At 69.2% G+C, this 25425-nt stretch carries 24 protein-coding genes and 1 pseudogene; 15 read left to right on the top strand and 10 right to left on the bottom strand.

Annotation, left to right across the window (positions count from 1 at the left end):
- Together Q0Z66_RS06645 and Q0Z66_RS06640 are read left to right on the top strand one after the other, a co-directional pair.
- Positions 1-203: pseudogene (locus Q0Z66_RS06645) on the top strand (allophanate hydrolase); the annotation flags it as partial.
- Positions 200-1912, top strand: coding sequence for a biotin carboxylase N-terminal domain-containing protein (locus tag Q0Z66_RS06640; RefSeq protein WP_298039251.1), 1713 nt, complete (start codon positions 200-202; stop codon positions 1910-1912). The pseudogene Q0Z66_RS06645 and the gene Q0Z66_RS06640, both read left to right, overlap by 4 nt.
- A gap of 23 nt (positions 1913-1935) precedes the next feature.
- On the opposite strand, the gene Q0Z66_RS06635 is transcribed toward Q0Z66_RS06640, so the two are convergent.
- Both Q0Z66_RS06635 and Q0Z66_RS06630 read right to left on the bottom strand, forming a co-directional pair.
- Positions 1936-2595, bottom strand: a complete 660-nt coding sequence (locus tag Q0Z66_RS06635) for a response regulator transcription factor (protein ID WP_298039248.1) — start codon at positions 2593-2595, stop codon at positions 1936-1938.
- On the bottom strand, positions 2588-3778 hold the full coding sequence (locus tag Q0Z66_RS06630; protein WP_298039246.1) for an ATP-binding protein: 1191 nt from the start codon (positions 3776-3778) through the stop codon (positions 2588-2590). The genes Q0Z66_RS06635 and Q0Z66_RS06630 overlap by 8 nt, the downstream gene beginning before the upstream one ends.
- Positions 3779-3883: 105 nt before the next feature.
- Between Q0Z66_RS06630 and Q0Z66_RS06625 the strand changes: the two genes are divergently transcribed.
- Both Q0Z66_RS06625 and Q0Z66_RS06620 read left to right on the top strand, forming a co-directional pair.
- Positions 3884-5608: a PspC domain-containing protein gene (locus tag Q0Z66_RS06625; protein WP_298039244.1), complete on the top strand. Its 1725-nt coding sequence runs from the start codon at positions 3884-3886 to the stop codon at positions 5606-5608.
- On the top strand, positions 5605-5958 hold the full coding sequence (locus tag Q0Z66_RS06620; protein WP_298039242.1) for a hypothetical protein: 354 nt from the start codon (positions 5605-5607) through the stop codon (positions 5956-5958). The genes Q0Z66_RS06625 and Q0Z66_RS06620 overlap by 4 nt, the downstream gene beginning before the upstream one ends.
- A gap of 106 nt (positions 5959-6064) precedes the next feature.
- Here the strand turns inward: Q0Z66_RS06620 and Q0Z66_RS06615 are convergent, their stop codons facing one another.
- The 3 genes from Q0Z66_RS06615 to Q0Z66_RS06605 all read right to left on the bottom strand — a co-directional run bounded on the left by Q0Z66_RS06615 (position 6065) and on the right by Q0Z66_RS06605 (position 9266).
- On the bottom strand, positions 6065-7405 hold the full coding sequence (locus Q0Z66_RS06615) for a solute carrier family 23 protein (protein WP_298039240.1): 1341 nt from the start codon (positions 7403-7405) through the stop codon (positions 6065-6067).
- Between the two features lie 83 nt (positions 7406-7488).
- The gene (locus tag Q0Z66_RS06610; RefSeq protein ID WP_298039237.1) at positions 7489-8349 is read right to left on the bottom strand and encodes a phosphoribosylaminoimidazolesuccinocarboxamide synthase; all 861 of its coding nucleotides are present in this window, start codon (positions 8347-8349) and stop codon (positions 7489-7491) included.
- Between the two features lie 68 nt (positions 8350-8417).
- Positions 8418-9266 (bottom strand): Ltp family lipoprotein, encoded by an 849-nt coding sequence (locus Q0Z66_RS06605; RefSeq protein WP_298039233.1) that lies wholly within the window; start codon positions 9264-9266, stop codon positions 8418-8420.
- A gap of 132 nt (positions 9267-9398) precedes the next feature.
- Here Q0Z66_RS06605 and Q0Z66_RS06600 point away from each other — a divergent pair, with 132 nt between their 5' ends.
- The 5 genes from Q0Z66_RS06600 (at position 9399) to Q0Z66_RS06580 (ending at position 14685) form a co-directional block, all read left to right on the top strand.
- Positions 9399-10652 carry a histidine kinase gene (locus Q0Z66_RS06600; RefSeq protein ID WP_298039228.1) on the top strand — a complete coding sequence of 418 codons (1254 nt, stop codon included), beginning with the start codon at positions 9399-9401 and terminating at the stop codon, positions 10650-10652.
- 113 nt (positions 10653-10765) lie between these two features.
- Positions 10766-11779, top strand: a complete 1014-nt coding sequence (locus Q0Z66_RS06595) for an Abi family protein (protein WP_298039223.1) — start codon at positions 10766-10768, stop codon at positions 11777-11779.
- A gap of 61 nt (positions 11780-11840) precedes the next feature.
- A complete protein-coding gene (locus tag Q0Z66_RS06590) occupies positions 11841-12530 on the top strand; it encodes a response regulator transcription factor (RefSeq protein ID WP_298039220.1) in 690 nt (229 codons plus the stop codon).
- 90 nt (positions 12531-12620) lie between these two features.
- Positions 12621-14111, top strand: a complete 1491-nt coding sequence (locus Q0Z66_RS06585; protein ID WP_298039214.1) for a DHA2 family efflux MFS transporter permease subunit — start codon at positions 12621-12623, stop codon at positions 14109-14111.
- Positions 14112-14154: 43 nt separating this feature from the next.
- Positions 14155-14685 (top strand): GNAT family N-acetyltransferase, encoded by a 531-nt coding sequence (locus Q0Z66_RS06580; RefSeq protein ID WP_298039211.1) that lies wholly within the window; start codon positions 14155-14157, stop codon positions 14683-14685.
- Positions 14686-14845: 160 nt separating this feature from the next.
- On the opposite strand, the gene purD is transcribed toward Q0Z66_RS06580, so the two are convergent.
- Positions 14846-16123: a phosphoribosylamine--glycine ligase gene (gene purD, locus Q0Z66_RS06575; RefSeq protein WP_298039207.1), complete on the bottom strand. Its 1278-nt coding sequence runs from the start codon at positions 16121-16123 to the stop codon at positions 14846-14848.
- Positions 16124-16256: 133 nt separating this feature from the next.
- Here purD and Q0Z66_RS06570 point away from each other — a divergent pair, with 133 nt between their 5' ends.
- A complete protein-coding gene (locus Q0Z66_RS06570) occupies positions 16257-17096 on the top strand; it encodes a DUF805 domain-containing protein (protein WP_298039201.1) in 840 nt (279 codons plus the stop codon).
- A gap of 69 nt (positions 17097-17165) precedes the next feature.
- Here Q0Z66_RS06570 and Q0Z66_RS06565 read toward each other — a convergent pair whose 3' ends face one another.
- On the bottom strand, positions 17166-17849 hold the full coding sequence (locus Q0Z66_RS06565) for a CoA pyrophosphatase (protein ID WP_298039198.1): 684 nt from the start codon (positions 17847-17849) through the stop codon (positions 17166-17168).
- A gap of 97 nt (positions 17850-17946) precedes the next feature.
- Between Q0Z66_RS06565 and Q0Z66_RS06560 the strand changes: the two genes are divergently transcribed.
- Positions 17947-18315: a sterol carrier family protein gene (locus Q0Z66_RS06560; RefSeq protein ID WP_298039195.1), complete on the top strand. Its 369-nt coding sequence runs from the start codon at positions 17947-17949 to the stop codon at positions 18313-18315.
- A gap of 15 nt (positions 18316-18330) precedes the next feature.
- Here the strand turns inward: Q0Z66_RS06560 and Q0Z66_RS06555 are convergent, their stop codons facing one another.
- The 3 genes from Q0Z66_RS06555 to Q0Z66_RS06545 are packed head-to-tail and all read right to left on the bottom strand — an operon-like array spanning position 18331 to position 21280.
- Positions 18331-19107, bottom strand: coding sequence for a heme ABC transporter ATP-binding protein (locus Q0Z66_RS06555; protein ID WP_298039192.1), 777 nt, complete (start codon positions 19105-19107; stop codon positions 18331-18333).
- On the bottom strand, positions 19104-20153 hold the full coding sequence (locus tag Q0Z66_RS06550) for an iron ABC transporter permease (protein ID WP_298039189.1): 1050 nt from the start codon (positions 20151-20153) through the stop codon (positions 19104-19106). The genes Q0Z66_RS06555 and Q0Z66_RS06550 overlap by 4 nt, the downstream gene beginning before the upstream one ends.
- The gene (locus Q0Z66_RS06545) at positions 20150-21280 is read right to left on the bottom strand and encodes an ABC transporter substrate-binding protein (RefSeq protein ID WP_298039186.1); all 1131 of its coding nucleotides are present in this window, start codon (positions 21278-21280) and stop codon (positions 20150-20152) included. Before Q0Z66_RS06545 ends, Q0Z66_RS06550 begins: the two co-directional genes overlap by 4 nt.
- A 155-nt stretch (positions 21281-21435) precedes the next feature.
- Here Q0Z66_RS06545 and Q0Z66_RS06540 point away from each other — a divergent pair, with 155 nt between their 5' ends.
- The 4 genes from Q0Z66_RS06540 to Q0Z66_RS06525 all read left to right on the top strand — a co-directional run bounded on the left by Q0Z66_RS06540 (position 21436) and on the right by Q0Z66_RS06525 (position 25397).
- Positions 21436-22032, top strand: a complete 597-nt coding sequence (locus Q0Z66_RS06540; protein WP_298039183.1) for a hypothetical protein — start codon at positions 21436-21438, stop codon at positions 22030-22032.
- Positions 22033-22052: 20 nt separating this feature from the next.
- Positions 22053-24089: an HtaA domain-containing protein gene (locus Q0Z66_RS06535; RefSeq protein WP_298039181.1), complete on the top strand. Its 2037-nt coding sequence runs from the start codon at positions 22053-22055 to the stop codon at positions 24087-24089.
- A gap of 97 nt (positions 24090-24186) precedes the next feature.
- Positions 24187-25029 (top strand): siderophore-interacting protein, encoded by an 843-nt coding sequence (locus Q0Z66_RS06530; protein WP_298039178.1) that lies wholly within the window; start codon positions 24187-24189, stop codon positions 25027-25029.
- Positions 25030-25082: 53 nt separating this feature from the next.
- Complete coding sequence (locus tag Q0Z66_RS06525; RefSeq protein ID WP_298039175.1) at positions 25083-25397, top strand: potassium transporter Trk; 315 nt, start codon at positions 25083-25085, stop codon at positions 25395-25397.
- Positions 25398-25425 lie beyond the last annotated feature (28 nt).

Below are 25425 nucleotides of genomic sequence, written 5' to 3'. Positions count from 1 at the left end.
ACGGCGAACTGCCCAGCGAGGGCGCCGTGACCGGCGCCATCCAGGTGCCCGCCGACGGACAGCCCGTGCTGTTCCTGCCCGACCACCCGCTCACCGGCGGCTACCCCATCATCGGTGCGCTCACCGACCGCAGCCTGGACCTCGCCGCCCAGCTGCCGCCGGGCGCCCGCATCCGTTTCCGCATCGAAGAAGGTCTCTCATGAAGAAGGTTCTGATCGCCAACCGCGGCGAGATCGCGGTCCGCGTGATTCGCGCATGCGCCGAGGCGGGCTACGGCTCGGTCGCCGTGTACGCCGACCAGGATGCCGAGGCCATGCACGTGCGCCTCGCCGACGAGGCCGTGGGGCTGGGCGGGGCGACCGCCGCCGACACGTACCTGTCGATCGACGCGCTGCTGGATGCGGCCCGCCGCTCGGGCGCGGACGCCGTGCACCCCGGCTACGGGTTCCTCTCGGAGAGCGCCGCATTCGCGCGCGCCGTCGAGGACGCAGGCCTCACCTGGATCGGCCCGACGCCGGCGAGCATCGACGCCCTCGGCGACAAGATGACCGCGCGCCGCATCGCGCAGAAGGTCTCCGCGCCTCTCGCCGCCGGCACCGATGAGCCGCTGGCCGGCCCCGCCGAGGCCGTCGCATTCGCCGAGCAGCACGGCCTGCCCATCGCGATCAAGGCCGCGTTCGGCGGCGGAGGACGCGGACTCAAGGTCGTGCGCGAGCTCGACGAGGTGGCCGAGGCGTTCGACGCCGCCACTCGCGAGGCCGTCGTCGCCTTCGGACGCGGGGAGTGCTTCGTGGAGCGGTTCCTGGAGAGCCCCCGCCACATCGAGGTGCAGGTCCTCGGCGACGGCACGGGCACCGTGGTCGTCGTCGGCGACCGGGACTGCTCGATGCAGCGCCGCAACCAGAAGCTCATCGAAGAGGCGCCGGCGCCCGGGCTCACCGAGGCGCAGCGCGCCGAGATCCACGACGCCGCCCGCCGGGTGTGCGGCGAGGTGTCGTACCGGGGCGCGGGAACCGTCGAGTTCCTGCTCGCCGCCGACGGCACGATCTCGTTCCTCGAGGTGAACACGCGCCTGCAGGTCGAGCATCCGGTCACCGAGCTCGTCACCGGCGTCGACCTCGTGCGCGAGCAGTTCCGCATCGCGAACGGCGAGGGCATCTCGTTCTCCGCGACTCCTGAGCCCGCCGGTCACGCGTTCGAGTTCCGCATCAACGCCGAGGACCCGGGCCGCGGCTTCCTGCCCAGCCCCGCCGTCGTCACCGTGCTGCGGGTTCCCGGCGGCCCCGGTGTGCGCTGGGACAGCGGCATCGAGGCGGGAGACGCCGTACAGCCCGCGTTCGACTCGATGATCGCGAAGCTCATCGTGCACGCGGACTCCCGCGACGCCGCGCTCGTGCGCGCCCGCCGTGCGCTGCGCGAGCTCTCGGTGGAAGGACCCGCGACCGTCATCGGCTTCGACCGCCTCGCGATCGACCAGCCCGAGTTCGCCACCGACGGCTTCGCCGTGCACACGCAGTGGATCGAATCGGCCCTGCTGCCGCGGCTCGAGCCGCAGCTGCGCCCCGCACCCATGGAGGACACCGGCCTGCAGCGCTTCGGCGTCGAGATCGACGGCCGCCGCGTGGTGCTCGGAGTTCCGGCCGCGCTGCTGCGCGGATTCGCCGCGGGTGCTCCTGCCGGTGAAGCGCCTGCCGCGGCCGACCCCGCCGAGCTGCGCACGCCCGCGCCCGGCAGCCTCGTGCGCTGGACGGTCGACGACGGAGCATCCGTCGCCGAGGGCGATACGGTCGCCGTGCTCGACGCGATGAAGATGGAGACCCCGGTCGCCGCCCACCGCGCCGGTGTGCTGAGCCAGTCGGCCGCCGTCGGCGACATGGTCGCCGCGGACGCCGTGATCGGCCGCATCGGCTGAGGCAGGACCGGCGGATGGCCGCCTCAGAGCAGTCGTCGCGCGGTCGCCCAGGCGGTCAGCTCGTGCCGTGACGACAGCTGCAGTTTGCGCAGCACCGCGGATACGTGGGTTTCGACGGTCTTGACCGAGATGAACAGCTCTGTCGCGACCTCCTTGTAGGCGTATCCGCGGGCGATGAGGCGCATGACCTCCTGCTCGCGGCTCGATAGACGGTCGAGTTCGTCGTCTGCGACAGCGGTCTCACCGGACGCCGCGCCGAACGCGTCGATGACGAATCCGGCCAGCCTCGGTGAGAACACCGCGTCTCCCGCGGCGACGAGGGCAGCGGCGTCGGACACCTCGCGGCCGGACGCGCCCTTGGTGATGTAGCCGCGGGCACCGGCACGGATGACGCCGACGACATCCTCCGCGGCGTCGGAAACGCTCAGAGCGAGGAACCGGGTCGAGGGCGCATCGGGTCCGGCACGTCGGATCACCTCTTCGCCTCCGGTGCGTCCGGCGGGGCCGCCGGGCAGGTGCACGTCGAGCAGCACGACGTCAGGCTGCGTCCGCGTGATGGTCTCGATGGCGCTTGGCACGTCGTCGGCCTCGCCGAGCACGGTCAGGGCGGGGTCGAGGTCGGCGCGCAGCCCGGATCGGAAGATGGAGTGGTCATCGATGATGACGATGGTCAGCTCAGGCACGGGCACCTGCCTGAGCGTAACGGATGCGCACCTGCGTGCCGGTGCCGCCGGGGCCCGGGCCGACGGCCGCTGATCCGCCGGCTCGCTGCATCCGCCCGATGATCGATTCGCGCACGCCGAGACGGTCGGATGGCACGGCGGCGAGGTCGAATCCCGCACCGCGGTCGCGGATGAAGACCTCCACCGTCCCGGGGGAGCCCTCGATGTAGACGGACAGCTCGCCGCCGGCGTGACGGGCGGCGTTCAGCATGGCTTCGCGGGCGGCGGCCGCCACCTCGCCGCTTGCGCGCTCGGAGATCGTTCCGGCCGAGACGACGGTGACGGCGGTCTCGAAGTCGAGCTCGAGCGCGTTGGCGAAGTCGCGCAGGTCGGTGGCGAGGTCGCTGTCGGCGACGTCGTCTCCTTCGTACAGCCAGGAGCGCAGTTCGCGCTCCTGTGCGCGGGCGATGCGGCCGACTTCGCTCGATGCGCCTGCCCGGTTCTGGATGAGCGCGAGGGTCTGCAGCACGGAGTCGTGCAGGTGCGCGGCCATGCGGGCGCGCTGCTCTTCGCGGATGCTGTGCACCCGGGCATCCTGCAATTCACGGAAGCGCGCCACCCAGGTGGCGGACCAGACCAGCCCCGTGCCGATGGCGGTGAGGAGGACGATTCCGAGCGCCGCGCCCCAGACGGATGTGCGTGCCTCTTGCGGAACGACGAGAACGACGAGTGCCGCGATCGCGGTGAGCACGGCGGTCGCGACACCGCGGACGATGAGGTCCTGCTGCGGTCCGCGGGCCGGGTCGCTTCGATCGAGGATACCGGACCAGACGCCGGCCGCGGAGGCGAGCACGACGGGCAGGACGAAGGGCGTCAGCGCCATCGGAGCACGAAGCCCCGCGGATGCTGCGGCTGAGACCTCGACGCCGATGACGAGCAGTGCGGCCATGGCGGATGCGAGCAGGATCCATGCGACCGGAGCCCGCCTCGTGACGTGTTCCGTGCCGTCGCGGAGAGGGGTGAACGCCCAGATCCACAGGTACAGCAGCGCCCCGGATCCGAACACCGCGGTGCCGGCGACGAACATGACCCGCACGGCTGAGACCCGCCACCTGTGCTGCGCGGCGATGCCCTCAGCGACGCCGGCGACCGTGCTCGAGCGTGTGCGCTCGAGGCGCGGCATCCCGAGCTGTGAGGTGGTCATGTCCTCTATGTAACCACCGGCATGCGTCCCTCATCGTCGAAGCCAGGGTTCGATCAGGGGGATCCCCCATGGCGACGGATGAGCGGATGCCGGGAGGATCGAAGCATGGAAAAAACGTTGACCTCGGATGCCCCGCCGCCGAGCCCTCCGGACACCGGATTCTTCGCCTGGGTGCGTTCACTCGGCTTCGTGCGCACGGAGGGCTGGATCGCCGGCGTCTGCTCGGCCGTCGCCCGGCGCACCGGTACGGATACGATCATCATCCGCGGCATCTTCGTGGTGGCGGCTGTACTGGGCTTCCCGATCGCCTGGGTGTACGCGATCGCCTGGGCGCTGATGCCTGATGGTGAGGGACGCATCATCGCCCGGTTGCGGCACGGCTCGGCGCCGGGGGCGCTCGGCGTCGTGATCACCGCCGGGTTCGCGCTGATCGCGGGCTGGGCGGGCGCATCGGTGTTCGGCGCTGTCGTGGCCGCTTCACGGCCGGAGGGGATCGGCTGGAACGCGGGCGCCCTCGGCGCCTGGCTCGTCGTGATCGCGGCGGTCGTGATCGGGGTCGCGTGGCTGCGCCGTCGCCCATCACCCGCCCGTCCTCACGGCGCCGGCCGTGAGCGGCTCAGCGCGGGTGGACGCTTCGGGGTCGTCGCGCTGAGCATCGGGCTCGGCATCCTCCTGCTGATCCTGTTCGGGATTCTTGCCCCCGCCATCTTCGGGTACGACGCGGGAGGCGCCGGGTCGGCGCTGGCCATGCTCGTCCTCCTGGCCGCCGCATTCGGCGCGGTGCAGCTCGTGCGCACCGTCGTGCGGCGTCGCCGGCATCCAGCCCCGTCATTCGCCCCGGTGTCCGCGCTGTCCGTGCGCAACATCGACGGCATCGCCGGCGAATTGGATGCTGGAGAGCCGGGTTCCGAGGCTCGGACCGAGGGTGCAGCATCCGCCGACGATCCGGAAATCGCGACCGACTCCGACTACGACGCCTGGCGCCGCGGTCAGGACGAGTGGCGCACCGGGAGCGACGAGTGGCGTCGCGAGCAGGCCGACGCGCAGCGCATCGTCCGCGAGCAGCAACAGGCCGAAGCGCGCGCATTCGCGCAGGAGGTCGCGCGTCGACGGGCAGAACGCCGGGCCGCACGGCCGCGGATCCCGTTCGCGTTCGGCGCGGTCGTGATCGGCCTCGCGATGCTCATGGCCGCGGCTGCAGGGCTCTTCGCGCTGCAGGATGAGGGGTGGGGCACCGAAACATACCGGGCGCTCGGCGCCTTCAGCGGCGCGCTGTTCGCCTTCGCCCTGGTGTGCGCCATCGGCATGATCGTCGCGGGTTCCCTGCGCCGCCGCAGCGGATTCCTCGCCGCCGTCACCACGATCGCCCTGCTCATCGGAGGCGGGACGGCACTCGGAGCCAACGGTGCCCTCGGCGCCACGACACGGGGAACGATGGTCACCGCGGGCAACGAAGAAATCGTTCAGGCCTATGGGGCGCTGTACCTCGAACTGCCGTCCCTGGGAGACGATGACGCGAGCATCGACGTGCAGCGCCGCCGCGGATTCACGAAGATCACCGTGCACCCCGACGTCGCCGCCGAGCTGCGACTCGACGTCGATTCCGAAACCCTGGTCACCATCATGGGGACCGACGACGACGGCTGGTACGTCGAAACCGAGCGGTTCCCGGCGACCGACGGGGTGATCACCTGGTCGAACGGACAAGCAGATCCGGCTGCGCCGGTGCGCACGGTCGATCTCACCCAGATCGACGGCGGACACATCACCATCTACGTGATGGAGACCGCAGACGACGGCACACCGGACGATGAAGGAGACACGGAATGAACGACATCGACGAGATGGACCACGCACCGGCCGAGCCGCCGCTGTTCCACCCGGCGCCCGGGCAAGATGTCGAGGGGCCGCGCATCCGGTGGGCGGCCATCATCTGGGGTGCTGTGTTCGCGGCGCTCGCCGCGTGGGGACTCTGGCACACGGCCGGGGCCGGACGCTTCGGGGCCCTGCAGGAAAACATCGTTTCGTTCCTCATGCTGGCGGACGCCGCGACCATCACGATCGGGGTGATCCTCACCATCGGAGCCGTGGTCCTGATCATCGGTCTCGTCGGCATCGCCCGGCAGCTGCAGAAGCGGACGTCCCCCGGCGGTGTCGTCGCGCTCCCTCCCCGCGCATAACTCCGGAAATTTCGCGGCACCGCGCACAGTGGCAGAAGAGACACCGCAGCAACGCAGAAGGCCGGGCCCCACGCAGGGGTCCGGCCTTCATGCTGACGTCGGAGGATTACTCCGGGTCGCCGCCCATCTGGCCGACGGCGGGAATGGGGCCGCCGTCGTCTGCGCCGGTCTTGCGGGCACGGGCGATGGCGTTGCCCACGTGGTAGATGAGGATGGCCGCGACGGTGCCGAGCACGATCGCGCCGAGCTCGAAACCGCCCCAGTTCATGGTGTAGCCGCCGACGGCGAGCACGAACGACACGGCGACCGTGTACTGGTTGACGGGGCGCGAGAAGTCCACGCGGTTGTCGACCCAGATCTTGATGCCGATGACGCCGATGAGGCCGTACAGGGCGGTGGTGACGCCGCCGAGAACACCGGCGGGGATCGTGTTGAAGATGAAGCCGACCTTGGGCGAGAAGGCGAGCAGGATGGCTGCGGCGCCGGCGACCCAGTAGGCCGCCGTCGAGTAGACGCGGGTGGCGGCCATGACGCCGATGTTCTCGCCGTAGGTGGTGGTGGCCGATCCGCCGAAGCCGCCGGCGATCGCGGTGGCGACGCCGTCGGCGACGAGCGCGCGGCCGGTGTGCTTGTTGATCGACGGGTCGTTGGTCATGGTGGCGACGCCGCGCACGTGGCCGACGTTCTCGGCGATGAGCACGAGCACGACGGGCAGGAACATGGGCACGTATGCCCACGCTGCCGGGTCGGTGAGGGCTGCGAGGTGGAAGTCGGGCAGGCCGATCCACGCGGCGTCCTCGATGCCCTCGAACTTCACCTGGTCGGTGAAGATCGCGACGATGTAGCCGACGATGACGCCGAGGAAGATGGAGATGCGCCCGAGGAATCCGCGGAACAGCACGCTGAACAGGATGACCGCGACGAGGGTCACGGAGGCGAGTTCGGGCTGGGCGTTGAAGTTGTTCCACGCGGCGGGGGCGAGGTTGAAGCCGATCAGCGCGACGATGGAGCCGGCGACGACGGGCGGCATGAACTTGTCGATCCAGCCGACGCCGACCGCCTCGACGATGAAGCCGATCGCGGCGAGCAGAACGCCGACGACGAAGATTCCGACGAGCGCCTGGGTGATCTGCTGCGGCGTCTCAAGGGCCTGACCCGCGTTGATCGCGGTGATCGGGGCGAGGAAGGCGAACGATGAACCCAGGTAGCTGGGCAGGCGGTTGCGGGTCAGCAGCAGGAACAGCAGGGTCCCGACGCCGGAGAACAGCAGGGTCGTCGAGACCGGGAAACCGGTGATGATCGGGACCAGGAAGGTGGCTCCGAACATCGCGACGATGTGCTGTGCGCCGATCGCGAAGGTGGCGGGCCAGTTCAGGCGTTCTTCGGGTTTGACGACCTGGCCGGGTGCGACGTTACGACCGTCGCCGTGGATCTTCCACGCGGGCATGCGGGTGCTCCTCATATTCGGGGTGGTGGGAGTGCTGAAAAAACACTACCGCCCCGGTGGGCATGCCCGAGTGCGGGCGGATGCTACGCGGTGAGCAGCTCGATCAGCTCGCGGTAGCGTGCGGCGGTGCGCTCGACGATCTCATCGGGCAGCACGGGCGGCTCGCCCTGCTTGTCCCAGTTCGCAGCGAGCCAGTTGCGGACGATCTGCTTGTCGAAGCTGGCCATGCGCTCATCGGGCGTCGTGCCCGTGCGCCAGGCCTCGGCTTCCCAATAGCGGGAGGAGTCGCTCGTGAGCACCTCGTCGGCCAGGCGCAGGGTGCCGGTGGCATCCGTGCCGAACTCGAACTTCGTGTCGGCGAGGATCACGCCCTTCGTCTCGGCGATCTCGGCGGCCTCGCCGTAGATGCGCAGCGAGACGTCGCGGAGCTCGGCGGCGCGGTCGGCGCCGACGAGTTCGACGGTCTGCTCGAAGGTGATGTTCTCGTCGTGCTCCCCCATCGGCGCCTTGTAGGCGGGGGTGAAGATCGGCTCGGGCAGACGGTCGCCGTTCTGGAGGCCGGCGGGCAGCGGGATGCCGCAGACGGTGCCGTGCTCCTGATACTCGGTCCAGCCGGAGCCGGTGATGTAGCCGCGCACGACGCATTCGACGGGCAGCATGTCGAGCGACTGCGCGAGCATCGCCCGGTCGGCGACGGCATCCGGCATCTCGCCCTCGGCGAGGTGATTCGGGAAGTCGATCTGGTCGAACCACCAACGGCTCAGCGTCGTCAGCAACGCCCCCTTGGCGGGGATGCCGGGGGAGAGCACGAAGTCGAAGGCGCTCACCCGGTCGGACGCCACGACGAGGATGCGCGTGTCCGCGGCGTCTTCCGGGGCATACAGGTCGCGGACCTTGCCGGAGTAGACATGACGCCAGCCGGGGATGCTCTTCGCTTCGCTCACGTGAACATTATTGCGTGCCGGAGGGTGCGCTCGGACCGCGCTCCCTCCGGCATCCGCCCGCCATGGGCTCAGTCGTTCAGATGCGCGATGGCGTAGTCGGCCTCGGATGCGGTGAACTTCTCGCCGTATTCGCTGGTGAGCTGGTCGCGGATCGCGTCCGGCGACATGGACATGAGGTTCTGGTAGTCCTTGGCCTTCGCAAGGGCGTTGGCGTTCCAGTCGGCGTCGATCGTGTCGATCGCGTACTGTCCGGCCTCGGCGGAGAACTTCTCGCCGTACTGGCTCGTGAGCTGGTCGTAGATGCCGGCCTTGCTCATGTTCATGAGATCGGAGTACTGCTCGGCCTTGGTGAGCGCGTTGGCGTATTCCGCGGGGATAGCGGGCTCGGCGGGCTCCGCCTGCTTCTCCTCGACCGGTGCGGCGGGCTCCTCCTCCTGCTCTTCGATGGCGGGTTCGGCGACGGTCTCGACGGCGGCCGGCTCGTCGGCATCCGGTGCGGCGCTCGTGCCGGAGGTGCCGGTGACGACGTTCAGCACGATCCCGAGGGCGATGATCGCGCCGGTGACGATCCAGGCGGTCTTCCGGTGCTGCGCGTAGCCGGCGAGGCGCTGTCCGCGGGAGTCGCGGGTCGCGCCGGTGAGCACGAGCACGAGGTCGACGAGCACCCAGATGCCGAGGCCGCCGAGGGTGATGAGCTTGAGGATGCCGGTGCCGATCTTGCCGAGATAGAACCGGTCGACGGCGAAGAAGCCGAGGAGCATCGCGAACAGCCACGTGAGGATGAAGGACTTGTCGCCGGTGGTGGCGGGGCTGGATGCGGGAACGGGGGCGGATGCCGGAATAGGCGGTGTCAGGGCGGGCGGGGCGACCCCTGCCGGGGCTGCGGGCGGTGCGGGAGTGGAGTTGTCGAATGTCATGCTCTGAGTGTCTCGGTGCAGGAAGTCGGGGCGGATCGGCCGGTCGGGCACAGTGTCCTCCGCCGATCGGCGGAGGCAGCCGCGGACGACCGGCCGACGCGCCGTGTCGGTGGTGCGCCGTACTGTCGAACCATGACGAACCCGACCAGCATCCGCCGTCGGATCACCCGGCGCGGGTGGTCCGTGCTGCTCGTGGTGCTCGGTTCGCTGTTCGATTTGTGCGCGGTCGTCAACGTTCCCGGCGGGGCCGCGCTTGCGGCTCAGCACGGAGGGGAGGTCACGATCACCGGGTTCGGCGCGGTGCTCGGGCTTCTCTCGTTCGTGGCGTGGATGAGTGTGCCCTGGCGGCGCAGGCATCCGCTCGTCGTTCTGATCGCCGGGGGAGTGATCGCGCTCATCGGCATCTCCTATCTGCTGCTGCTGGTCGGGGCGGTGAGCACGATCCGTCGGCATCCCGATCGTCTGCGGCCGGTGTCCGCGGGCGTGATCGCGGTGGTCGCGATCTTCGTGATCCGCGAGACGGTGACGCCGTGGTGGGGTGCGGCCCTGCCCTGGTTCGCCGCGTCATCGGCGGATCGCTCGGGCATCGGCTGGGCGATCGCATCCGTCGTCCTCGCGGTGGCATCGCTGACCGTGACCGGCGCGGTTGTGCTCTCCTCCCGCGCGCAGCAGCGCGCGGCGCTCAGCCGGGGGATCGCGGATGCGGAGCGCGAGCGGGCCGATGTGCTCGGCGAGGAGATGGTGCGTCAGGCCGAGCGCGAGCGCATCGCCCGCGACATGCACGACGCACTCGCTCATCGACTCTCGGTCGTGTCGCTGCATGCCGGCGCGCTGGAGATGGTGGCGGGTGACGATGCGGGAGGGATGGCCCGCACCGTGCGGGAGCAGGCGCATGCGGCGCTCGACGACATGCGCGGGCTCATCGGAGACCTGCGCACCGGCCCCGGGCAGGCGTCGCCGTCGACGATGCGGGCGATCGGCCCGTTGCTCGCCGAGACGCGGGCTGCGGGCGCGGTGATCGCCTCGTATGTGCTGATCGAGTCGCCCGAGCGGGCCGGCGCGCAGTTCGACAGCGCGGTTCACCGGATCGTTCAGGAGTCGCTGACCAATGCGCTGAAGCATGCGGCATCCGCTCCGATCGACGTGCACGTGCAGGTCGATCCCTCCGGCGGCGCGCGCATCCGTGTCGTCAATCCGCTGGTCGACGGGGGGAGGGCGGCCGCGCCGGTGGTGCCCGGTGGCGGCCACGGCGTGCTCGGCATCCGTGAGCGGGCGGCGGCACTCGGGGGCACCGCCTGGATCGGCCCCTACGAGGGGTCCTTCATCGTCGACGTGACGCTGCCCTGGCAGGAGCGTGTCGCAGGCTCCTCGTCCGGGGCGAACTGAGCGATGCCTGTCGAGGCCCGCGTGGTAGTCTTGGCCCACTACATCCCCCACGCCTCTCGGAGAAGCGCACTTGGGGGATTTTTTCGTATCCGGAGTTTGGGAGCGCTGGCGCGATGAACCGACCGGAGCGCGTGCCTCGTCCGCGCGGAGTACGGCACTACGACAAGCCGGCGCTCGAGCCCACGGCGCTCCTGGACCGATTCGTCGCACGCGGCATGAGCATTGCGGATCGAGATCGTGCACTCCGTTACCTTCGGCACATCGGCTACTACCGGCTCTCGCCCTACGCGATTCCCTTCCAGCGCAGTCACTCGGATCAGCTGATGCGGGAAGGTACATCGTTCGACGATGTTCTCGACCTCTATGTATTCGATCGCGCGCTCCGATTACTGGTGATCGATGCTCTGGAACGGGTCGAAGTCGCCGTGCGAGCCGCTCTCACCGACCACATGGCGACGACATACGAGGATCCGCATTGGTACGCAGACGCCTCGCATTTCTCGGATGCTCGCCAGCATCACGGCCTGGTGAGGATTGTCCGAGCAACGTCGGAGAGTCGACTTCTCGCTGTTGCCGAGCCTGCTCGGACGGAGAATGCGGGCTCCGCGACCATCACCCACAGATCAGCGCTCGAGCACTATCTCACGACCTATGGGAGGCCCGAGCTGCCACCGTCGTGGGTGATGGTCGAGGGGCTCACGATTGGGCAGTTGGCCAGCGCCTACCGCAATCTCATGCGCCGCTCTGACCGGACGGCCGTGGCTGCGAGCCTCGGCGTGACTGGTCCGGTGCTCGAGTCATGGATGCAGACATATGTGCGGGTGCGCAACGTGTGCGCGCACCATGGCCGCCTATGGAACCTCGGGCTGGGGGTGTATCCGATGATTCCGACTTCGCGGAGCATCGCGTGGTTGCGCGCGTCGGATTCGCTCCCGGAACGTTCGCAAAAACGGCTGTATCCGGTGCTCGTCTCGTTGCAATCGATTCTGAGCACCGTGTCGCCGGGGAGCGGATGGGCTGTTCGTCTGCATGAGCTCATGGAGACGCGACCGCTCATGAACCTTGCCGGCATGGGGATGCCATCGGACTGGTCTCGCGACGAGTTCTGGCGCAGGCGCCTGGAGTGAAGTGGTCGACGTGACGCTGCTCTGGCAGGAGCGTGTCGCAGGCTCCCTCTAGGCTCAGGACGTGGACTCCTCTCTCGAACAGAACCAGCCGCCCGTGCGTGTGCTGATCGTCGATGACGAGCAGCTCGTCCGGTTCGCGCTGCGCGCCATCCTCACGTCGGATCCATCCATCGAGGTGATCGGTGAAGCATCCGATGGGGCGGCCGCCATCGAGCAGGTACGGATGCACCGTCCGGACGTCGTGCTCATGGATGTGAGCATGCCGGGGGTTGCGGGTCCGCAGGCCACCGAGGCGATCATCGCCCAGTCGTCGGCGAAGGTTCTGGCGATGACCGGCCTGCGGGCGGAGGAGCACATGCTGCAGATGCTCCGCGTCGGCGCGAGCGGGTACCTCCTCAAAGACGAGCCTCCGCAGCGGATCATCGAGGCGGTGCGGCGCACGGCCGCCGGTGAACCCGTGCTGTCGGCGGTCAACGCGGCACAGCTCGTCCGGCTCGTCGTCGCGGACGAGGGCGGTACCGAGCGCGGGGCGGCTCTCGCTCGGATCGAGGGTCTCACCGAGCGGGAGCGCGACGTCGCGCTCGGAGTGGCCGCTGGCGCGACGAACCAGGAGATCGGTGCGCGACTGCACATCGCTCCGGGAACGGTCAAGACGCATCTCGAGCAGGTCTTCGTCAAGCTCGGAGTGCGCGGGCGGCTGCAGGTCGGCATGCTGGTGGAGCGTGCGGGACTCGGGCCGGTCGATATCTGAGCCATCCGGATGAACGGGTATAGTCCCGTGGGGTCCTGGGGGCTTCATCCACTCCGAGCGCTGCAGCGCTCAGCGAAAGGCCGCACAGCAATGATCGAACAGGCTTCCGGAGCATCCGCTCCTGCCGTCCCGCAGAACCCGTGGCCGGCGCTGTGGGCGCTCGTCATCGGGTTCTTCATGATCCTCGTCGACACGACGATCGTCTCGGTCGCGAACCCGGCGATCAAGGCGGCGCTCGACCCGGCGTCGAACAACCTCGACAGCGTCGTGTGGGTGACGAGCGCGTATCTGCTCACGTATGCGGTGCCGCTTTTGATCACGGGCCGTCTCGGCGACCGCTTCGGCCCGAAGAACATCTACCTCATCGGCCTGACGATCTTCACGCTGTCGTCACTGTGGTGCGGCCTGTCGGATTCGCTCGGGATGCTGATCGCCGCCCGTGCCGCGCAGGGACTGGGCGCGGCGCTCATGACGCCGCAGACGATGGCGGTCATCACGCGGATGTTCCCGCCGCAGCACCGTGGTGCGGCGATGGGCCTGTGGGGTGCGACGGCCGGTGTCGCGACGCTGGTCGGGCCGCTCGCGGGCGGTTTCCTCGTCGACGGCCTCGGCTGGGAGTGGATCTTCTTCGTGAACATCCCCGTCGGCATCATCGCCTTCGTCGCGGCGTGGATCCTCGTGCCGCAGCTCGAGACCCACAAGCACCGCTTCGACGTGCTCGGGGTCCTGCTCAGCGCGCTGGCGATCTTCCTCATCGTGTTCGGTCTGCAGGAGGGTGAGACGTACGACTGGGGTGCCATCTGGGGGCCGATCTCGGTGTGGGGTCTGATCATCGCCGGCGTCGTGGTGCTCGCGCTGTTCATCGTGCAGCAGGCGCGCACGAAGAGCGAGCCGCTCGTGCCGCTCGGGCTGTTCCGCGACCGCAACTTCTCGGCCTCGAACATCGCGATCGCCGGCGTCGGGTTCACGATCACGGCGCAGACGTTGCCGCTGATGTTCTTCCTGCAGACGGCGCGTGGGCTTACGCCCACCGAGTCGGCACTGCTGATGATCCCGATGGCGGTGATCTCGGGCGTGCTCGCGCAGCCGGTCGGCAAGCTGCTCGACCGCGTCGACCCGCGCGTGATCCTCGTGCCGGGGCTCGTCCTCGTCTCGGCGTCGCTGTTCTGGTACGCGGCGCTGTCGAACGTGGACACCCCGATCTGGATGTTCCTGCTGCCCTCCGCCGTCATGGGCATCGGCAGCGCGGGTATGTGGGGTCCGCTCGCGACGACGGCGACGCGCCGGCTGTCGCCGCGGGATGCCGGTGCCGGATCGGGCATCTACAACACGACCCGCACGGTCGGGTCGGTGCTCGGCTCCGCCGCGATCGCGGTGTTCATGCAGGCGCGTCTCGAGGCGAATCTTCCGGGGTCGGCGGATGCCGCGGGATCGATCAGCGGCGGCACGCTGCCCGACGTCGTCGCGACCGGTTTCGCCGCGGCCATGGGGCAGACGATCCTGCTGCCCGCCTGCGCGATCCTGCTGTCGCTCGTCGCGTGCCTGTTCCTTCGAGGCAACCCCGCGAAGCAGCGGGCCTGACCCGGATTTGGGTGGCGGAAGCCGGTGGCGGAAAGATGGGCGGATGAGTGTTCGTCTGATCCGTCCCACCGCTGAGCTCTTCGACTCCTGGTCATCCGCCGTCACCGAATTCGACGGCGTGCACATCGACGGATCGGGTACGACGGCGCCGGTCGCCGGCGATCGCGAGACGCTGGACGCACTCATCGCGAAGGCCGAGCAGATGGCCGATACGAGCATCCCCGCGCCGGAGGGGTACGTGCACAACGACCTCTACTGGATCGTCGATGCCGATGAGGTCGTGGGCTTCGTGTCATTCCGGCACGAGTTGAACGACTGGCTGCGCCGCATCGGCGGGCACATCGGCTACGCGGTGCGCCCGACCCGTCGCCGGCAGGGATACGCGCGCACGGGCCTCGCCCTGGCGCTCGACCGTGCTCGCGAGCTCGGGCTCGAGCGGGTCATGCTCACCTGCGACGACGACAACCCCGGATCGTTCCGCACGATCGAGGGCGCCGGCGGGGTGCTGGAGGACAAGATCGAACTGCCCGAGGAGGGCCACGCGCTGCTGCGCCGCTACTGGATCGCGCTGTAACGCCCGCCGACACTCGTCCGTCTGAATGACGGTTGTCGGCGCATCCGCCCGTTCTGGACTGACATGTGTCGAATCCGCTGACAACTGTCAGCCAGCCCGTCCGAAAACGCCGACGGCCCGCCCCGGACAGTGCCGGGCCGGGTCGTCGAACGACGCGCGCTTATTCCGCGACGCGCGCTGCGATGTCGGTGCGGAAGTGCCCGCCGTCGAGGTCGATGAGGCCCATGGCTTCATAGGCCCGTGCCCGGGCGGAGGCGAAGTCCGTCCCCGTCGCGACGACGTTGAGCACGCGGCCGCCGGTGGCGACGAGATCTCCACCGGGGGCATCCGGCCCCGCGGTCGCGGCGTGCACGAGGCGCACACCATCGATGGCGGCAGCGGCGGCGAGGCCGGCGATCTGGCGTCCGGTCTGCGGTGCTTCGGGATAGCCCTCGCTGGCGAGCACGACGGTGATCGCGACGTCGTCGGAGAAATCGGGCTGCGGCTGGTCCTCGAGGTTTCCGGATGCTGCGGCGAGGAGCAGCTCCGAGAGGGGCGTGCGCAGACGCGGCAGCACGACCTGGGTCTCGGGGTCGCCGAAGCGGGCGTTGAACTCGATGACCTTGATGCCTGCGGGGGTGAGGATGAGCCCCGCGTAGAGGAGGCCGATGAAGGGGGTGCCCTCAGCATCCATCTGGCGGATGACGGGGAGCGCGACGGTCTCGGTGACCTCTGCGACGAACTCCTGCTCGCTGCCGAACTGGTCGGCAAGCCACGGCAGGGGCGAGTAGGCGCCCATGCCGCCCGTGTTGGGGCCCGCGTCGCCGTCGTAGGCGCGTTTGAAGTCCTGCGCGGGGCTGAGCGGGCGGACCGTGTCGCCGTCGGAGAGGAAGAACAGGGAGACCTCGGGGCCGGAGAGGAACTCCTCGACGAGAACGGGGCCTGCGGGCAGGTACTGCTCGGCGTGCGCGAGGGCTGCGGCGCGGTCGTCGGTCACGATGACGCCCTTGCCGGCGGCGAGGCCATCGGCCTTGACGACGTAGGGGGAGCCGAGGTCGTCGAAGGCGGCTTCGACGTCGGCGATGGATGCTGCGCGCACCGCGCGTCCGGTCGGCACTCCCGCGGCATCCATGATCCGCTTCGCGTAGGCCTTCGAGCCCTCGAGCTGGGCGGCGGCCTTGCCGGGGCCGAACACGGGGATGCCGCGTTCGCGGAGCGCATCGGCGACACCGGCGACGAGAGGGGCCTCGGGGCCGATCATGACGAGGTCGATGCCGTTCTCGTTGGCGAACGTCGTGACGGCGCCGCCATCGAGCTGATCGAGGGCGACGAGCGTCGCGTCCTGCGCGATGCCGGCGTTGCCGGGGGCGGCGAAGATCTCGTGCTGAGTGTCTTCCGCCCGCAGGGCGAGGATGATCGCGTGCTCACGGGCACCGGAACCGAGGACCAGAATCTTCACGGCTCCAGACTACCGACGCGCGCGCGGCCCGCGTACCCTCGTTGCCCCGATGAACGGGTATGCGTCACAGCATATTGATAGGCTCGCGACACGTGGGGGTGCGCTCCGGATGCCACGCCCGGAGGGAGCATCGATGTCCGACCAGCAGCCGTACGAGCCGCCGCAGCCGCACCAGCCGACGCCGACTTATCAGCCGCCCGCATCCGCCGGTGCAGAGAATTCGACGGATGCCTCGCCCGCAGCCGCGGTTCCCGCATACCCGTCGGCACCCGCCTCTATACCTGCCCCAGCACCCGGTTTCGGCGCGGCGCCCGCAACCCCGACCGCGCCGACGTATCCGGGAGCCCCGCAGGCATTCCCCGGTGCGCAGCCGACCCATCCGGGTGCGCAGCCCGGGTACGCCGCACCCCAGCAGGCCTACGCGGGGGCGCAGCCCGGTTACCCCGCCGCCCACCCCGGCTACCAGGGGCACGCGGCGGCCGGGTACGGCGCCCCCGGTTATCTGGGTTATGTGCCTGCTGCGCCGCGCGGTGCGAGCCACCCCGATGATCTGACTCTGCCGCTGTACGGTGCGACGTTCGGTCAGGCGCTCAGCCGCTTCTTCAAGAAGTACGCCACTTTCTCGGGCCGTGCATCGCGCAGCGAGTACTGGTTCGTGCAGCTGTTCGTCGTGCTGGTGTCGGCGGTCGCGGTCGTTCTCGGTTCCATTCTCCTCGGCACCTCCGCCGCGCAGGAGTACAACGGAGGTGGCAGCGGCGTGACTGCCGGCATCGCGGTCATCATCTTCATCGCCATGGGGATGTTCAGCCTGGCGATCATCGTTCCGAGCCTCGCGATCAGTTGGCGCAGACTGCACGACGCGAACTTCGCCGGCCCGTTCTGGTTCCTGTCGCTGACCTCGGCCGGCGCCCTGGTCGTGCTCGTGTTCACGATCCTGCCGTCCAACCCGCAGGGGGAGCGCTTCGACCGCTGAGTCGACCGCGACGTGAGAGGACGGATGCCGCACGGCGTCCGTCCTCTCATGTCTTCGGATGTCGCGCTCTCAGCGCGTGATCGGACGCTCCACGCTCTCGTCCCACGGCACGGACCACCCGCATGCGTCGAAGATGCGATCGAGCACCATGGCGGTGAATCCCCACACGATGGTGCCGTCGAGATCGAACGCGGGTCCGCGGAAGGCGATGGCCCCGCGGCGGGTGACCGAGCGGAACCGGTTCGCGGGATCGAGGAGTTGCGCGACGGGCGCGCGGAAGACGTCCACGGTCTCGGCATGATCGACGGCGGCGACCTTCGAGGGGCGCGTCCACCAGCCGAGCACGGGTGTGACCCGGTGGTTGCTCGCGGCGAGGGGTAATTCGGGGAGCCGCGCGAGGATCTCGACGCCGGTCGGGTCGAGTCCGGTCTCCTCTTCGGCTTCGCGCAGGGCGGTGGCGACGGCATCCGCGTCTTCCGCGTCGCGTCCGCCGCCGGGGAAGGACACCTGTCCCGGATGCGATGACAGGGTCGGCGAGCGGCGCTGCAACAGCACGTCGAGGTCTTTCGCGACGGGTGTGTGGCGGGTGTCGGCGGGGATGCTGTCGAGCACCCCGAACAGGATGAGCACCGCGGATTCGCGGGCGGCGGTCCCCTGAGGGATCTGCGGGAGGATCCGTGGCGTCCAGTCGCCGGTCGCCACGGCGTGCAGCAGATCGTCGCGCGCTCCGTGCGAGTCAGGACGCATGCTCATGCTCCGAGGCTAGCCCGCTCTGCAGGATTGCGGCCCGAATCGGAGCGGACGCTTGCCGCCTGCGCGTCCGAATGACGAGGCGACGTACTCTGGGCTGATGGCCAAGAAGATCGACATCGCCGACGGACGTGCGGCACTGGATGCTGTGCGCACCGCGGCCGCGGCGGGCGAGAAGCCGGCCCGCACGGCGTCGGCGACCGCGGTGCGGTACCTGCTGCAGCTGCTCGATGAGAAGGCGCCGGGCAACAGTGTTGAGGTGCGGGTGCCGCCGTTCGGTGCGGTGCAGGTCGTGCAGGGGCCGCGGCATACTCGCGGGACGCCTCCGAACGTCGTCGAGATGGATGCTCCCACCTGGGTCGCGCTCGCGACGGGCGTCGAGGCGTGGGCGGATGCCGTCGCCGCCGGCCGCGTGATCGCCTCGGGCGTGCGCGCGGATCTGTCGGACCTGCTGCCGTTGCGGCCGTAGGGCCGGCGTCGACTCCTAGCGGCGCGGAACCACCAGCGGCACGCCCGTGATCGGGTGCGGGAAGACGTCGACCGGTTGGCCGTAGACCTGCTCGATCCGCTCCGCGGTGAGCACCTCTGCGGGGGTTCCCGTCGCGATGACCCGTCCGAAGGCGAGGAGGGTGAGGCGGTCGGCATGCGCCAGGGCGGCGTTCAGATCGTGGAGGACGACGGCGACGGTGGCCCCGGCATCCGCGGTCGCGCGCACGATCCGCATGACGTCCTCGTGGTGCTTGAGGTCGAGCGCCGCGGTGGGCTCGTCGAGCAGCATGATCGGGGCCTTCTGCGCGAGCACCCGGGCGAGGGCGACGCGGGCGCGCTCGCCGCCTGACAGTGAGGAGACGGAGCGGTGCGCGAGGCCGTCGACCTCTGTGGCGCGCATGGCCTCGAAGACGATGGCGTCGTCGTGCTCTTCGTGTTCGGTGCGCGCCCAGGGGGCGCGCCCCATGCGCACGACCTCCTCGGCCGAGAAGGGGAACGACACGGCATTCTCCTGCAGAAGCACGGCGCGCAGGCGTGCGAGGTCGCGCGGGCGGATGTCCGAAACGCGGCGCCCGTCGAGAAGGACGTCGCCGGATTCGGGGGTGAGGTCACCGGAGAGAACGCTGAACAGCGTCGATTTTCCGGCACCGTTGGGGCCGACGAGGGCATGGATCTCGCCCGGATTGACCTCGATCGAGGCATCCTCGAGGATCGCGCGTCCGGCGGATGCCGGGCGCACGGTGATGGCGGATGCTGTCAGGCGAGCGGTCATGCCCATCCTCCCGAACGACGACGCGTGCGAACGAGCAGCCACAGGAAGAACGGCCCTCCCACGAGCGAGGTGATCATGCCGATCGGCATATCCGCCAGCGGCACCGCGGTGCGCGCGACGAGGTCGGCGAGGGCGATCAGCAGTGCGCCGCCCACGGTCGAGGAGATGATCAATGGAAGGTGAGCGGGGCCGATCGTCATGCGCATGAGGTGCGGGATGACGAGACCCACGAATCCGATGATGCCCGCGAAGGCGACGGCCGCGCAGACGAGCACCGCGACGGTGACGATCACGACGATGCGCAGCGCTTCGACGTTGACGCCGAGGTGTCGGGCGGTGCGCTCGCCGAGGGCGAAGAAGTCGAGGCGGTGTGCGACGGTGATCGCCGCGATGATGCCGACGATGGTCAGCGGGGCGACGATCGCGATGTTCTGCCAGAGGGCGCCGTTGAGGGATCCGAGCTGCCAGAACACGATCTGCTCGCGCGTGGAGGTCGTTCCGAGGAAGGTCAGGAATGCCATGCCAGCGCCGCCGATAGCGTTGATCGCGATACCGGTCAGCAGGAGTGTGACGACTTCGGGGCGGCCTCCGGATCGGCTGATGAAGTAGACGGAGAAGACGGCGACGAGGCCGCCGATGAAAGCCATGCCGGGTGTCGTCCACATCCCGAACGTCGCCAGCCCGAAGGTCAGGCTCGCGGCGGCTCCGAGGGCGGCTCCCGATGAGACGCCCACAACGCTGGCATCCGCCAGCGGGTTGCCGAAGATGGCCTGCATGAGCACGCCCGACACGGCCAGGGCGGCGCCGACGAGCACGCCGAGCACGAGCCGCGGCAGGCGGATGTTGAAGATCACCCCGGAAGCGGACGCATCGTCGGAGTTTCCCAGCAGGATGCCGATGATCTCGGCCGGAGACAGCTGGTACTGGCCGCTGCCGAGCGACACCAGACAGGTGATGACGAGCGCCGCGGTCAGCGCGATCGTGACGACCGTGAAGCGCAGCCATCTGTGTCGTGCGGGAGTCGGCGTGACGACCTCGCCGCTCATTCGGCGGACTCGGCGGCCGTGGTCTCGCCGGAGGCGGGGGCGTACAGAGCCCGGGCGATGGCGCGGACGACCTCGGGCGATCGGGGCCCGAAGCTGAGGATCTCAGCATCCGCCATGTCGATCACGCGCTGGTTCCGACCGGCCGGCGTCTCGGCGACGGCCGGCACGCGCTCGATGAGACCGGTCACGCCGCCGACGGATTCGAGGCCGTCGGTCATCATGACGAGCACGTCGGGCTGGGCGGCGGCGAGGGCCTCGGCGGTCATGGGCTTGTTCCCCTCCCAGCCGATCTCGGTGGCGACGTCGATGCCGCCGACCGCGTCGATGAGGGAGTCGGCGCCGGAGTCCTTGCCGAAGATGTAGTAGACGTTGGCGTTGCCGCGCACGTAGAGGAACAGCATGCGGGCCCGGTCGTCCTCGTCGGCGGGGATGACCTCGGCGATCTCGGCGAGGGCCGCGTCGAGCTGCGTGTCGACCTGCTCGATGAGCGCGGCGCCGCGGGTGGGGATGCCGAGCGCGGTGGAGACCTCGGTGACGAGCTGGTCGGTGTTGTCCAGGCGCAGGTCGTCGGAGATCACCACGATGGGGATGCCGGCGTCGCGCAGCTGCTGGCGGACCTCCTTCGGGCCGATCGTCGTGTCGGTGAGGATGATGGTCGGGGCGAGCTCGAGGATGGCCTCGGGGTTCAGCGAGTGCCCGGTCTTCGTGACGACGGGCAGATCTTCAGTGCCGTCGAAGGCCGTCGATGAATCGCGACCGACGACGTTGTCGCCCATGCCGAGGGCGAAGACGGTCGAGGCGATCGTGCCCGAGATGTCGATCGCGAGGATGCGGCTGACGTCGGTGACCTCGACCTCGCGGTCTTCGGCATCGATGACGGTCACGGGAAGTTCGGGCGCGGTGGTGTCGGAGACCGGGTCGATGGCGTGCGTGGGCAGGCAGGCGGTGGAGCCGCCGGTCGCCGCGCGCACGTCGTCGACGAGATCGAGCTCGGAGAGCTGGAGGGCAGCCGCAGGGCAGAAATCGGATGCTTCGCCCTCTGCTCCGGCGTTCGCCGCAGGGGACGCGCACCCGGCGAGGCCGATCACGAGCGCGGCGGCGACGAGCAGGGAGAGCGGAGAGCACATAGGGAAGCCTGTCCTAATCTTTGACGCGACAGTCTCGAGCAGGACAAAGTTCGAGATGGAGGTTAGCTAAGCCTAACCAATTCTACCCATTGCATCGGCCCGGAAGGGTCTCATCGGCTGTGCGCCCGAGCGCAGCCGTATGCGAGGAGGCATCCGTGAATCACACCGAGTCCCGAGCGATACAGCATCGCTCACGCGCAGCAGTGGCGGCTCTCATCGCCGTGCTCATGGCGCTGTTCACCACGATCACCGCGCCGACGGCGATGGCCGCCGAAAGCGCGAGCATCGCGACCAGCGTGAGCGCATCCGAGAGCGGCCTCGAGATCACGGTGAACGCCACGGGGCTTCCCGAGGTCGCGGGTCTCTATGGTGCTTTCATCGAGCAGGGCAACGACGCGGCATTGAACGAGCAGTCGTACGTCGCCTTCGCGCTGCCGTTCCCCTCGGTGAAGGACGGCGCCGCCTCGTTCGTGCTGAACGCCCCGGCCGAGAAGCTGGACCGTGAGCGCTCCTACGAGGTCGTGCTCTGGAAGCAGCACAGCGCTTTCACTCCCGAGAACCTCTATGGTCGTGCGAACGTCGAGATCACGGCGGCGCAGTGGGATGCCGTCTTCCCCCCCCGGCTGAGCCGGAGCCGACTCCTGAGCCGACTGCGCCGGTCGACCCGGAGCCCACGGACCCGGAGCCCACGGACCCGGAACCTACAGACCCGACGACCCCGGTCGAGCCGGAGCCGGCGGTTCCTGCGCTGAGCGTTTCGAAGACGGAGGGTTTGAACCCGGCCGGTGAGTCGATCACGGTCACGGCGGAGAACTACGACGGTTCGGCGGATGGCAAGTACACGCCGGGTAAGGCCGGTTTCTACCTGCAGGTCGGGTGGATCGCCGAGGACTGGCGTCCGTCTGAGGGTGCTGCGTCGGCGAATCGTGCGAATGCGTTCTCGACGTGGGTGTCGGATGAGGCGGCGACGGCCGCTCCGACGAAGTGGACGGTGAACGCGGATGGCACGGTGAGTGCTTCGTGGACGGTCGAGATCGATCAGGCGTCGTTGGACGAGGCGTTGGCGGCGAAGCCGATTCCGGGTGCGAGGCTTGCGGTGTTCTCGATTGCTGCGGGTGGTGCGACGGTCGCGGGTAATGAGCTGGCTGTTCCGATCGCGTTCGGCAACGGTGGCGGCGAGGACCCCAACGGCCCCGACAAGCCCGAGGTGCCGAACAAGCCCGAAACCCCGGCGAAGCCGACCACCCCGCCGGCTTCTGTCGCGGGCGGTTCGATGCGCTGGGCGATCTCGTCGTCGTTCGTGAGCTACATCACGGGTCGCATCGCGCAGGGCGAGATCAGCGTCTTCAACGGCGCGACGCGCTCCGGCGGACTCTTCCAGTTCGGCCAGGCCGCGGGTAGCACGTACTACGTGAAGACGGGTCTCGGATCGGTCGGATACACCGGTTCGGTGCGCTTCACCGGACACCACGGTGTGCTCGATGTCACGGTCTCGAACCCGCGGATCGAGATCACCTCGGCATCCAACGCGACGCTCTACGTCACGCACGGCGGATCCCGCGTCGCCTTCGCGACGGTCAACCTGGCCGCCGCGACCAAGACGACGGCGAACGGTGTGGTGACCTACACCGCCGCACCGACCGCGCTCACGGCCGCAGGCCAGAGCAGCGTCCTCAACGGCTACAGCACGGTGCTCGACCCGGTGACTTTCACCGTCGGCACTCCCGCAGCAGCACCGGGAGGCACGGTCGGCACGGTAGCCGCGGCATCCGTCGCGCCGAAGGCGACGCTGCCGGCAGCACCGCCGGCGAGCCAGGGCGTCATGATCGACGCTGAGAACCTCGAGGCGCTGCAGACGGGCGAGAAGGCGACGGTCTCGGCCGATGGCTTCCAGGCCGGCGAGCAGGGCATCAAGGTCGTCGTCTACTCGACGCCCGTGCTGCTCGACACGGTGACCGCAGATGCGGACGGCGTTGCGAGCTGGACGGGCACGCTGCCCGCCACGCTCGAGAACGGTGCGCACACGATCACCTTCCAGGGGTCGGTCGACCGCGGGCTCGAGTTCACGCTCGAGCGCGAGACGGCGGCCGTCATCGGCAAGTGCACGGTCGAGGGCGCCACGCTCAACTGGGGTTACAAGGAGAGCTTCCGCAACTACATCGAGGGCATCGCCCACGGCGGGTGGGACCTCGAGGGCCTCGAGTACCGCTACCCGGAGTTCGTGTGGGGCGACGGCACCGGTTCATACGATGACGAGACCGGCAACGGCCTGGTCGACTTCGGGGGAACGATCGTCTTCAACGGTCACGACGGCGCGCTGAACACGCACCTGTCGAACGCGCGAGTCGAACTCGCCGGCGACACGGGGTACATCGTATTCGACATCACGGGCACGACCCAGGGCGGCGAGGCGGTCGATCAGAAGAGCGTTCGCTTCGTGGAGTTCTCGATGGCGGATGCCGTCACTGAGAACGGTGTCATCGCCCTCTCGGGTGCGGAGTCCGTGCTGACGGAGAGCGGTTCGGCAGCCTTCGGCACCTACGCCGCCGGTGAAGCGTTCGACCCGGTGTCGTTCAGTATTCCCGTCGGTGAGGAGTGCGGCATCGTCCCCGTCGCGGAAGAGGAGGCGTCCGAGCCGGAGGCCGCTGCGGTGACCACTGCCCAGATCGAGCCGATCTCCGCCGAGGCCGGGTTCCCGCTGTGGGCCTGGATCCTCATCGGCGTACTGGTGGCCGGCGCGGGAGTCGGTGGCGGAATGCTGATTCAGCGCCGCCGCACCCCGGCATCCGCGTCCATCAGTCAGGATTGATCCAACCGCACATTGCACGGTCCGAGGTCCGCGTCCGGTTCTGCCGGTTCGCGGGCCTCGGGCCTGCGTGCTTGTGCTCATGAGCGAAGGAGACAGAATGACTGCCCCTGAGCGTCCCGCCCGAGGAGGGCGCCGTCCCGAGCGTCCGCAGATCGTGCTCGAGGTGATCGAGCGGATCCGACTGACCCCGCACCTCGTGCGCATCGTCGCCGGAGGCCCCGGCATCGCGGCCGTCGCCGATAACGGTTTCACCGATGCGTATACGAAGATGCTCTTCGCGCCGGCCGAGGCGAATCTGACGCCGCCCTACGACGTGGAGGCGCTGCGCGAGAAGCTTCCCGTGGAGCTGATGCCCACGCGGCGCACGTACACGATCCGCCGTTTCGATCTGGAGAACGGCCAGATCTGGATCGACTTCGTCACGCACGGCGACGAGGGCGTCGCGGGTCCGTGGGCGGCCTCCGCCGAACCGGGCGATGCGGTCGTCCTCGGAGGCATCGGCGGCGGTTATGCGCCTGATCCGGAGGCCGACTGGCATCTGCTGGCCGGCGACGAGTCGGCGATCCCGGCGATCGCCGCAGCTCTGGAAAGGATGCCGGCGGATGCCGTCGGCGTCGCCTTCGTCGAGGTGCAGAACGTTGACGAGCAACTCGAACTGGTGCATCCGGCCGGGATCGATGTGCAGTGGCTGCACCGCGGCGACGCTGAGGCGGGCACCACGACGCTGCTCGCCGATGCGATCCGGGCCATGCCCTGGCGTGAGGGGCGCGTGCAGGTCTTCGCGCACGGCGAGCGCGGTGAGATGAAGCAGCTGCGTCCGTATCTGACGGATGAGCGGGGTCTGGATCGTACGCAGATGTCGCTGTCGGCGTACTGGGCGCACGGGCGTCGTGAGGATGCCTTCCAGGCGGAGAAGCGCGAGGAGATCGGTCAGATCTGATCGCTGGGACGGGAGCGGATGCCTCTCACAGAGGGTGATGGGACAATAGGCATATGTCTGCCCCCGAATCCTCCGCTCCCGTCGAAGCGACCGTCCGGCGTGTGCCGCGCTATGGCGTATTCATGGCGCTGGGCGCCGTGCTGGGGATCATCGCGGCCGGCATCATCACGATGGCCGGCAGCTATGAGCCGTCGACGGCGCTGAACGTCGTTTACCCTCCGGGGCAGGTATTCGGCTTCGCGCTGCTGTGGATGGTGCCGATCGGCATCGGGCTGGGCGGTCTCGTCGCGATTCTGCTCGAGCGCATCGCGCGCCGCCACGACCGGGTGGTGCGGGTCGACCGCGAGACGATCGTCGCCGAGGACTGAGCGCCGGCGATGCTCCGCGCCAGCTCGT

It is taken from the genome of uncultured Microbacterium sp., from assembly GCF_947632095.1.
Classification (GTDB): Bacteria; Actinomycetota; Actinomycetes; order Actinomycetales; family Microbacteriaceae; genus Microbacterium.
The sequence above is the reverse complement of the archived record's forward strand: the minus strand, read 5'-3'. Positions and strand labels throughout refer to the sequence as shown.

What these genes read in the sequence shown, in the direction of transcription:
- Q0Z66_RS06640 (WP_298039251.1), top strand. Translation starts at nt 200, where the DNA reads ATGAAGAAGGTTCTGATCGCCAACCGCGGCGAGATCGCGGTCCGCGTG.
- Q0Z66_RS06630 (WP_298039246.1), bottom strand. Translation starts at nt 3,778, where the DNA reads ATGACCACCTCACAGCTCGGGATGCCGCGCCTCGAGCGCACACGCTCG.
- Q0Z66_RS06625 (WP_298039244.1), top strand. Translation starts at nt 3,884, where the DNA reads ATGGAAAAAACGTTGACCTCGGATGCCCCGCCGCCGAGCCCTCCGGAC.
- Q0Z66_RS06620 (WP_298039242.1), top strand. Translation starts at nt 5,605, where the DNA reads ATGAACGACATCGACGAGATGGACCACGCACCGGCCGAGCCGCCGCTG.
- Q0Z66_RS06615 (WP_298039240.1), bottom strand. Translation starts at nt 7,405, where the DNA reads ATGCCCGCGTGGAAGATCCACGGCGACGGTCGTAACGTCGCACCCGGC.
- Q0Z66_RS06605 (WP_298039233.1), bottom strand. Translation starts at nt 9,266, where the DNA reads ATGACATTCGACAACTCCACTCCCGCACCGCCCGCAGCCCCGGCAGGG.
- Q0Z66_RS06600 (WP_298039228.1), top strand. Translation starts at nt 9,399, where the DNA reads ATGACGAACCCGACCAGCATCCGCCGTCGGATCACCCGGCGCGGGTGG.
- Q0Z66_RS06595 (WP_298039223.1), top strand. Translation starts at nt 10,766, where the DNA reads ATGAACCGACCGGAGCGCGTGCCTCGTCCGCGCGGAGTACGGCACTAC.
- Q0Z66_RS06585 (WP_298039214.1), top strand. Translation starts at nt 12,621, where the DNA reads ATGATCGAACAGGCTTCCGGAGCATCCGCTCCTGCCGTCCCGCAGAAC.
- Q0Z66_RS06580 (WP_298039211.1), top strand. Translation starts at nt 14,155, where the DNA reads ATGAGTGTTCGTCTGATCCGTCCCACCGCTGAGCTCTTCGACTCCTGG.
- Q0Z66_RS06570 (WP_298039201.1), top strand. Translation starts at nt 16,257, where the DNA reads ATGTCCGACCAGCAGCCGTACGAGCCGCCGCAGCCGCACCAGCCGACG.
- Q0Z66_RS06565 (WP_298039198.1), bottom strand. Translation starts at nt 17,849, where the DNA reads ATGAGCATGCGTCCTGACTCGCACGGAGCGCGCGACGATCTGCTGCAC.
- Q0Z66_RS06560 (WP_298039195.1), top strand. Translation starts at nt 17,947, where the DNA reads ATGGCCAAGAAGATCGACATCGCCGACGGACGTGCGGCACTGGATGCT.
- Q0Z66_RS06555 (WP_298039192.1), bottom strand. Translation starts at nt 19,107, where the DNA reads ATGACCGCTCGCCTGACAGCATCCGCCATCACCGTGCGCCCGGCATCC.
- Q0Z66_RS06550 (WP_298039189.1), bottom strand. Translation starts at nt 20,153, where the DNA reads ATGAGCGGCGAGGTCGTCACGCCGACTCCCGCACGACACAGATGGCTG.
- Q0Z66_RS06545 (WP_298039186.1), bottom strand. Translation starts at nt 21,280, where the DNA reads ATGTGCTCTCCGCTCTCCCTGCTCGTCGCCGCCGCGCTCGTGATCGGC.
- Q0Z66_RS06530 (WP_298039178.1), top strand. Translation starts at nt 24,187, where the DNA reads ATGACTGCCCCTGAGCGTCCCGCCCGAGGAGGGCGCCGTCCCGAGCGT.
- Q0Z66_RS06525 (WP_298039175.1), top strand. Translation starts at nt 25,083, where the DNA reads ATGTCTGCCCCCGAATCCTCCGCTCCCGTCGAAGCGACCGTCCGGCGT.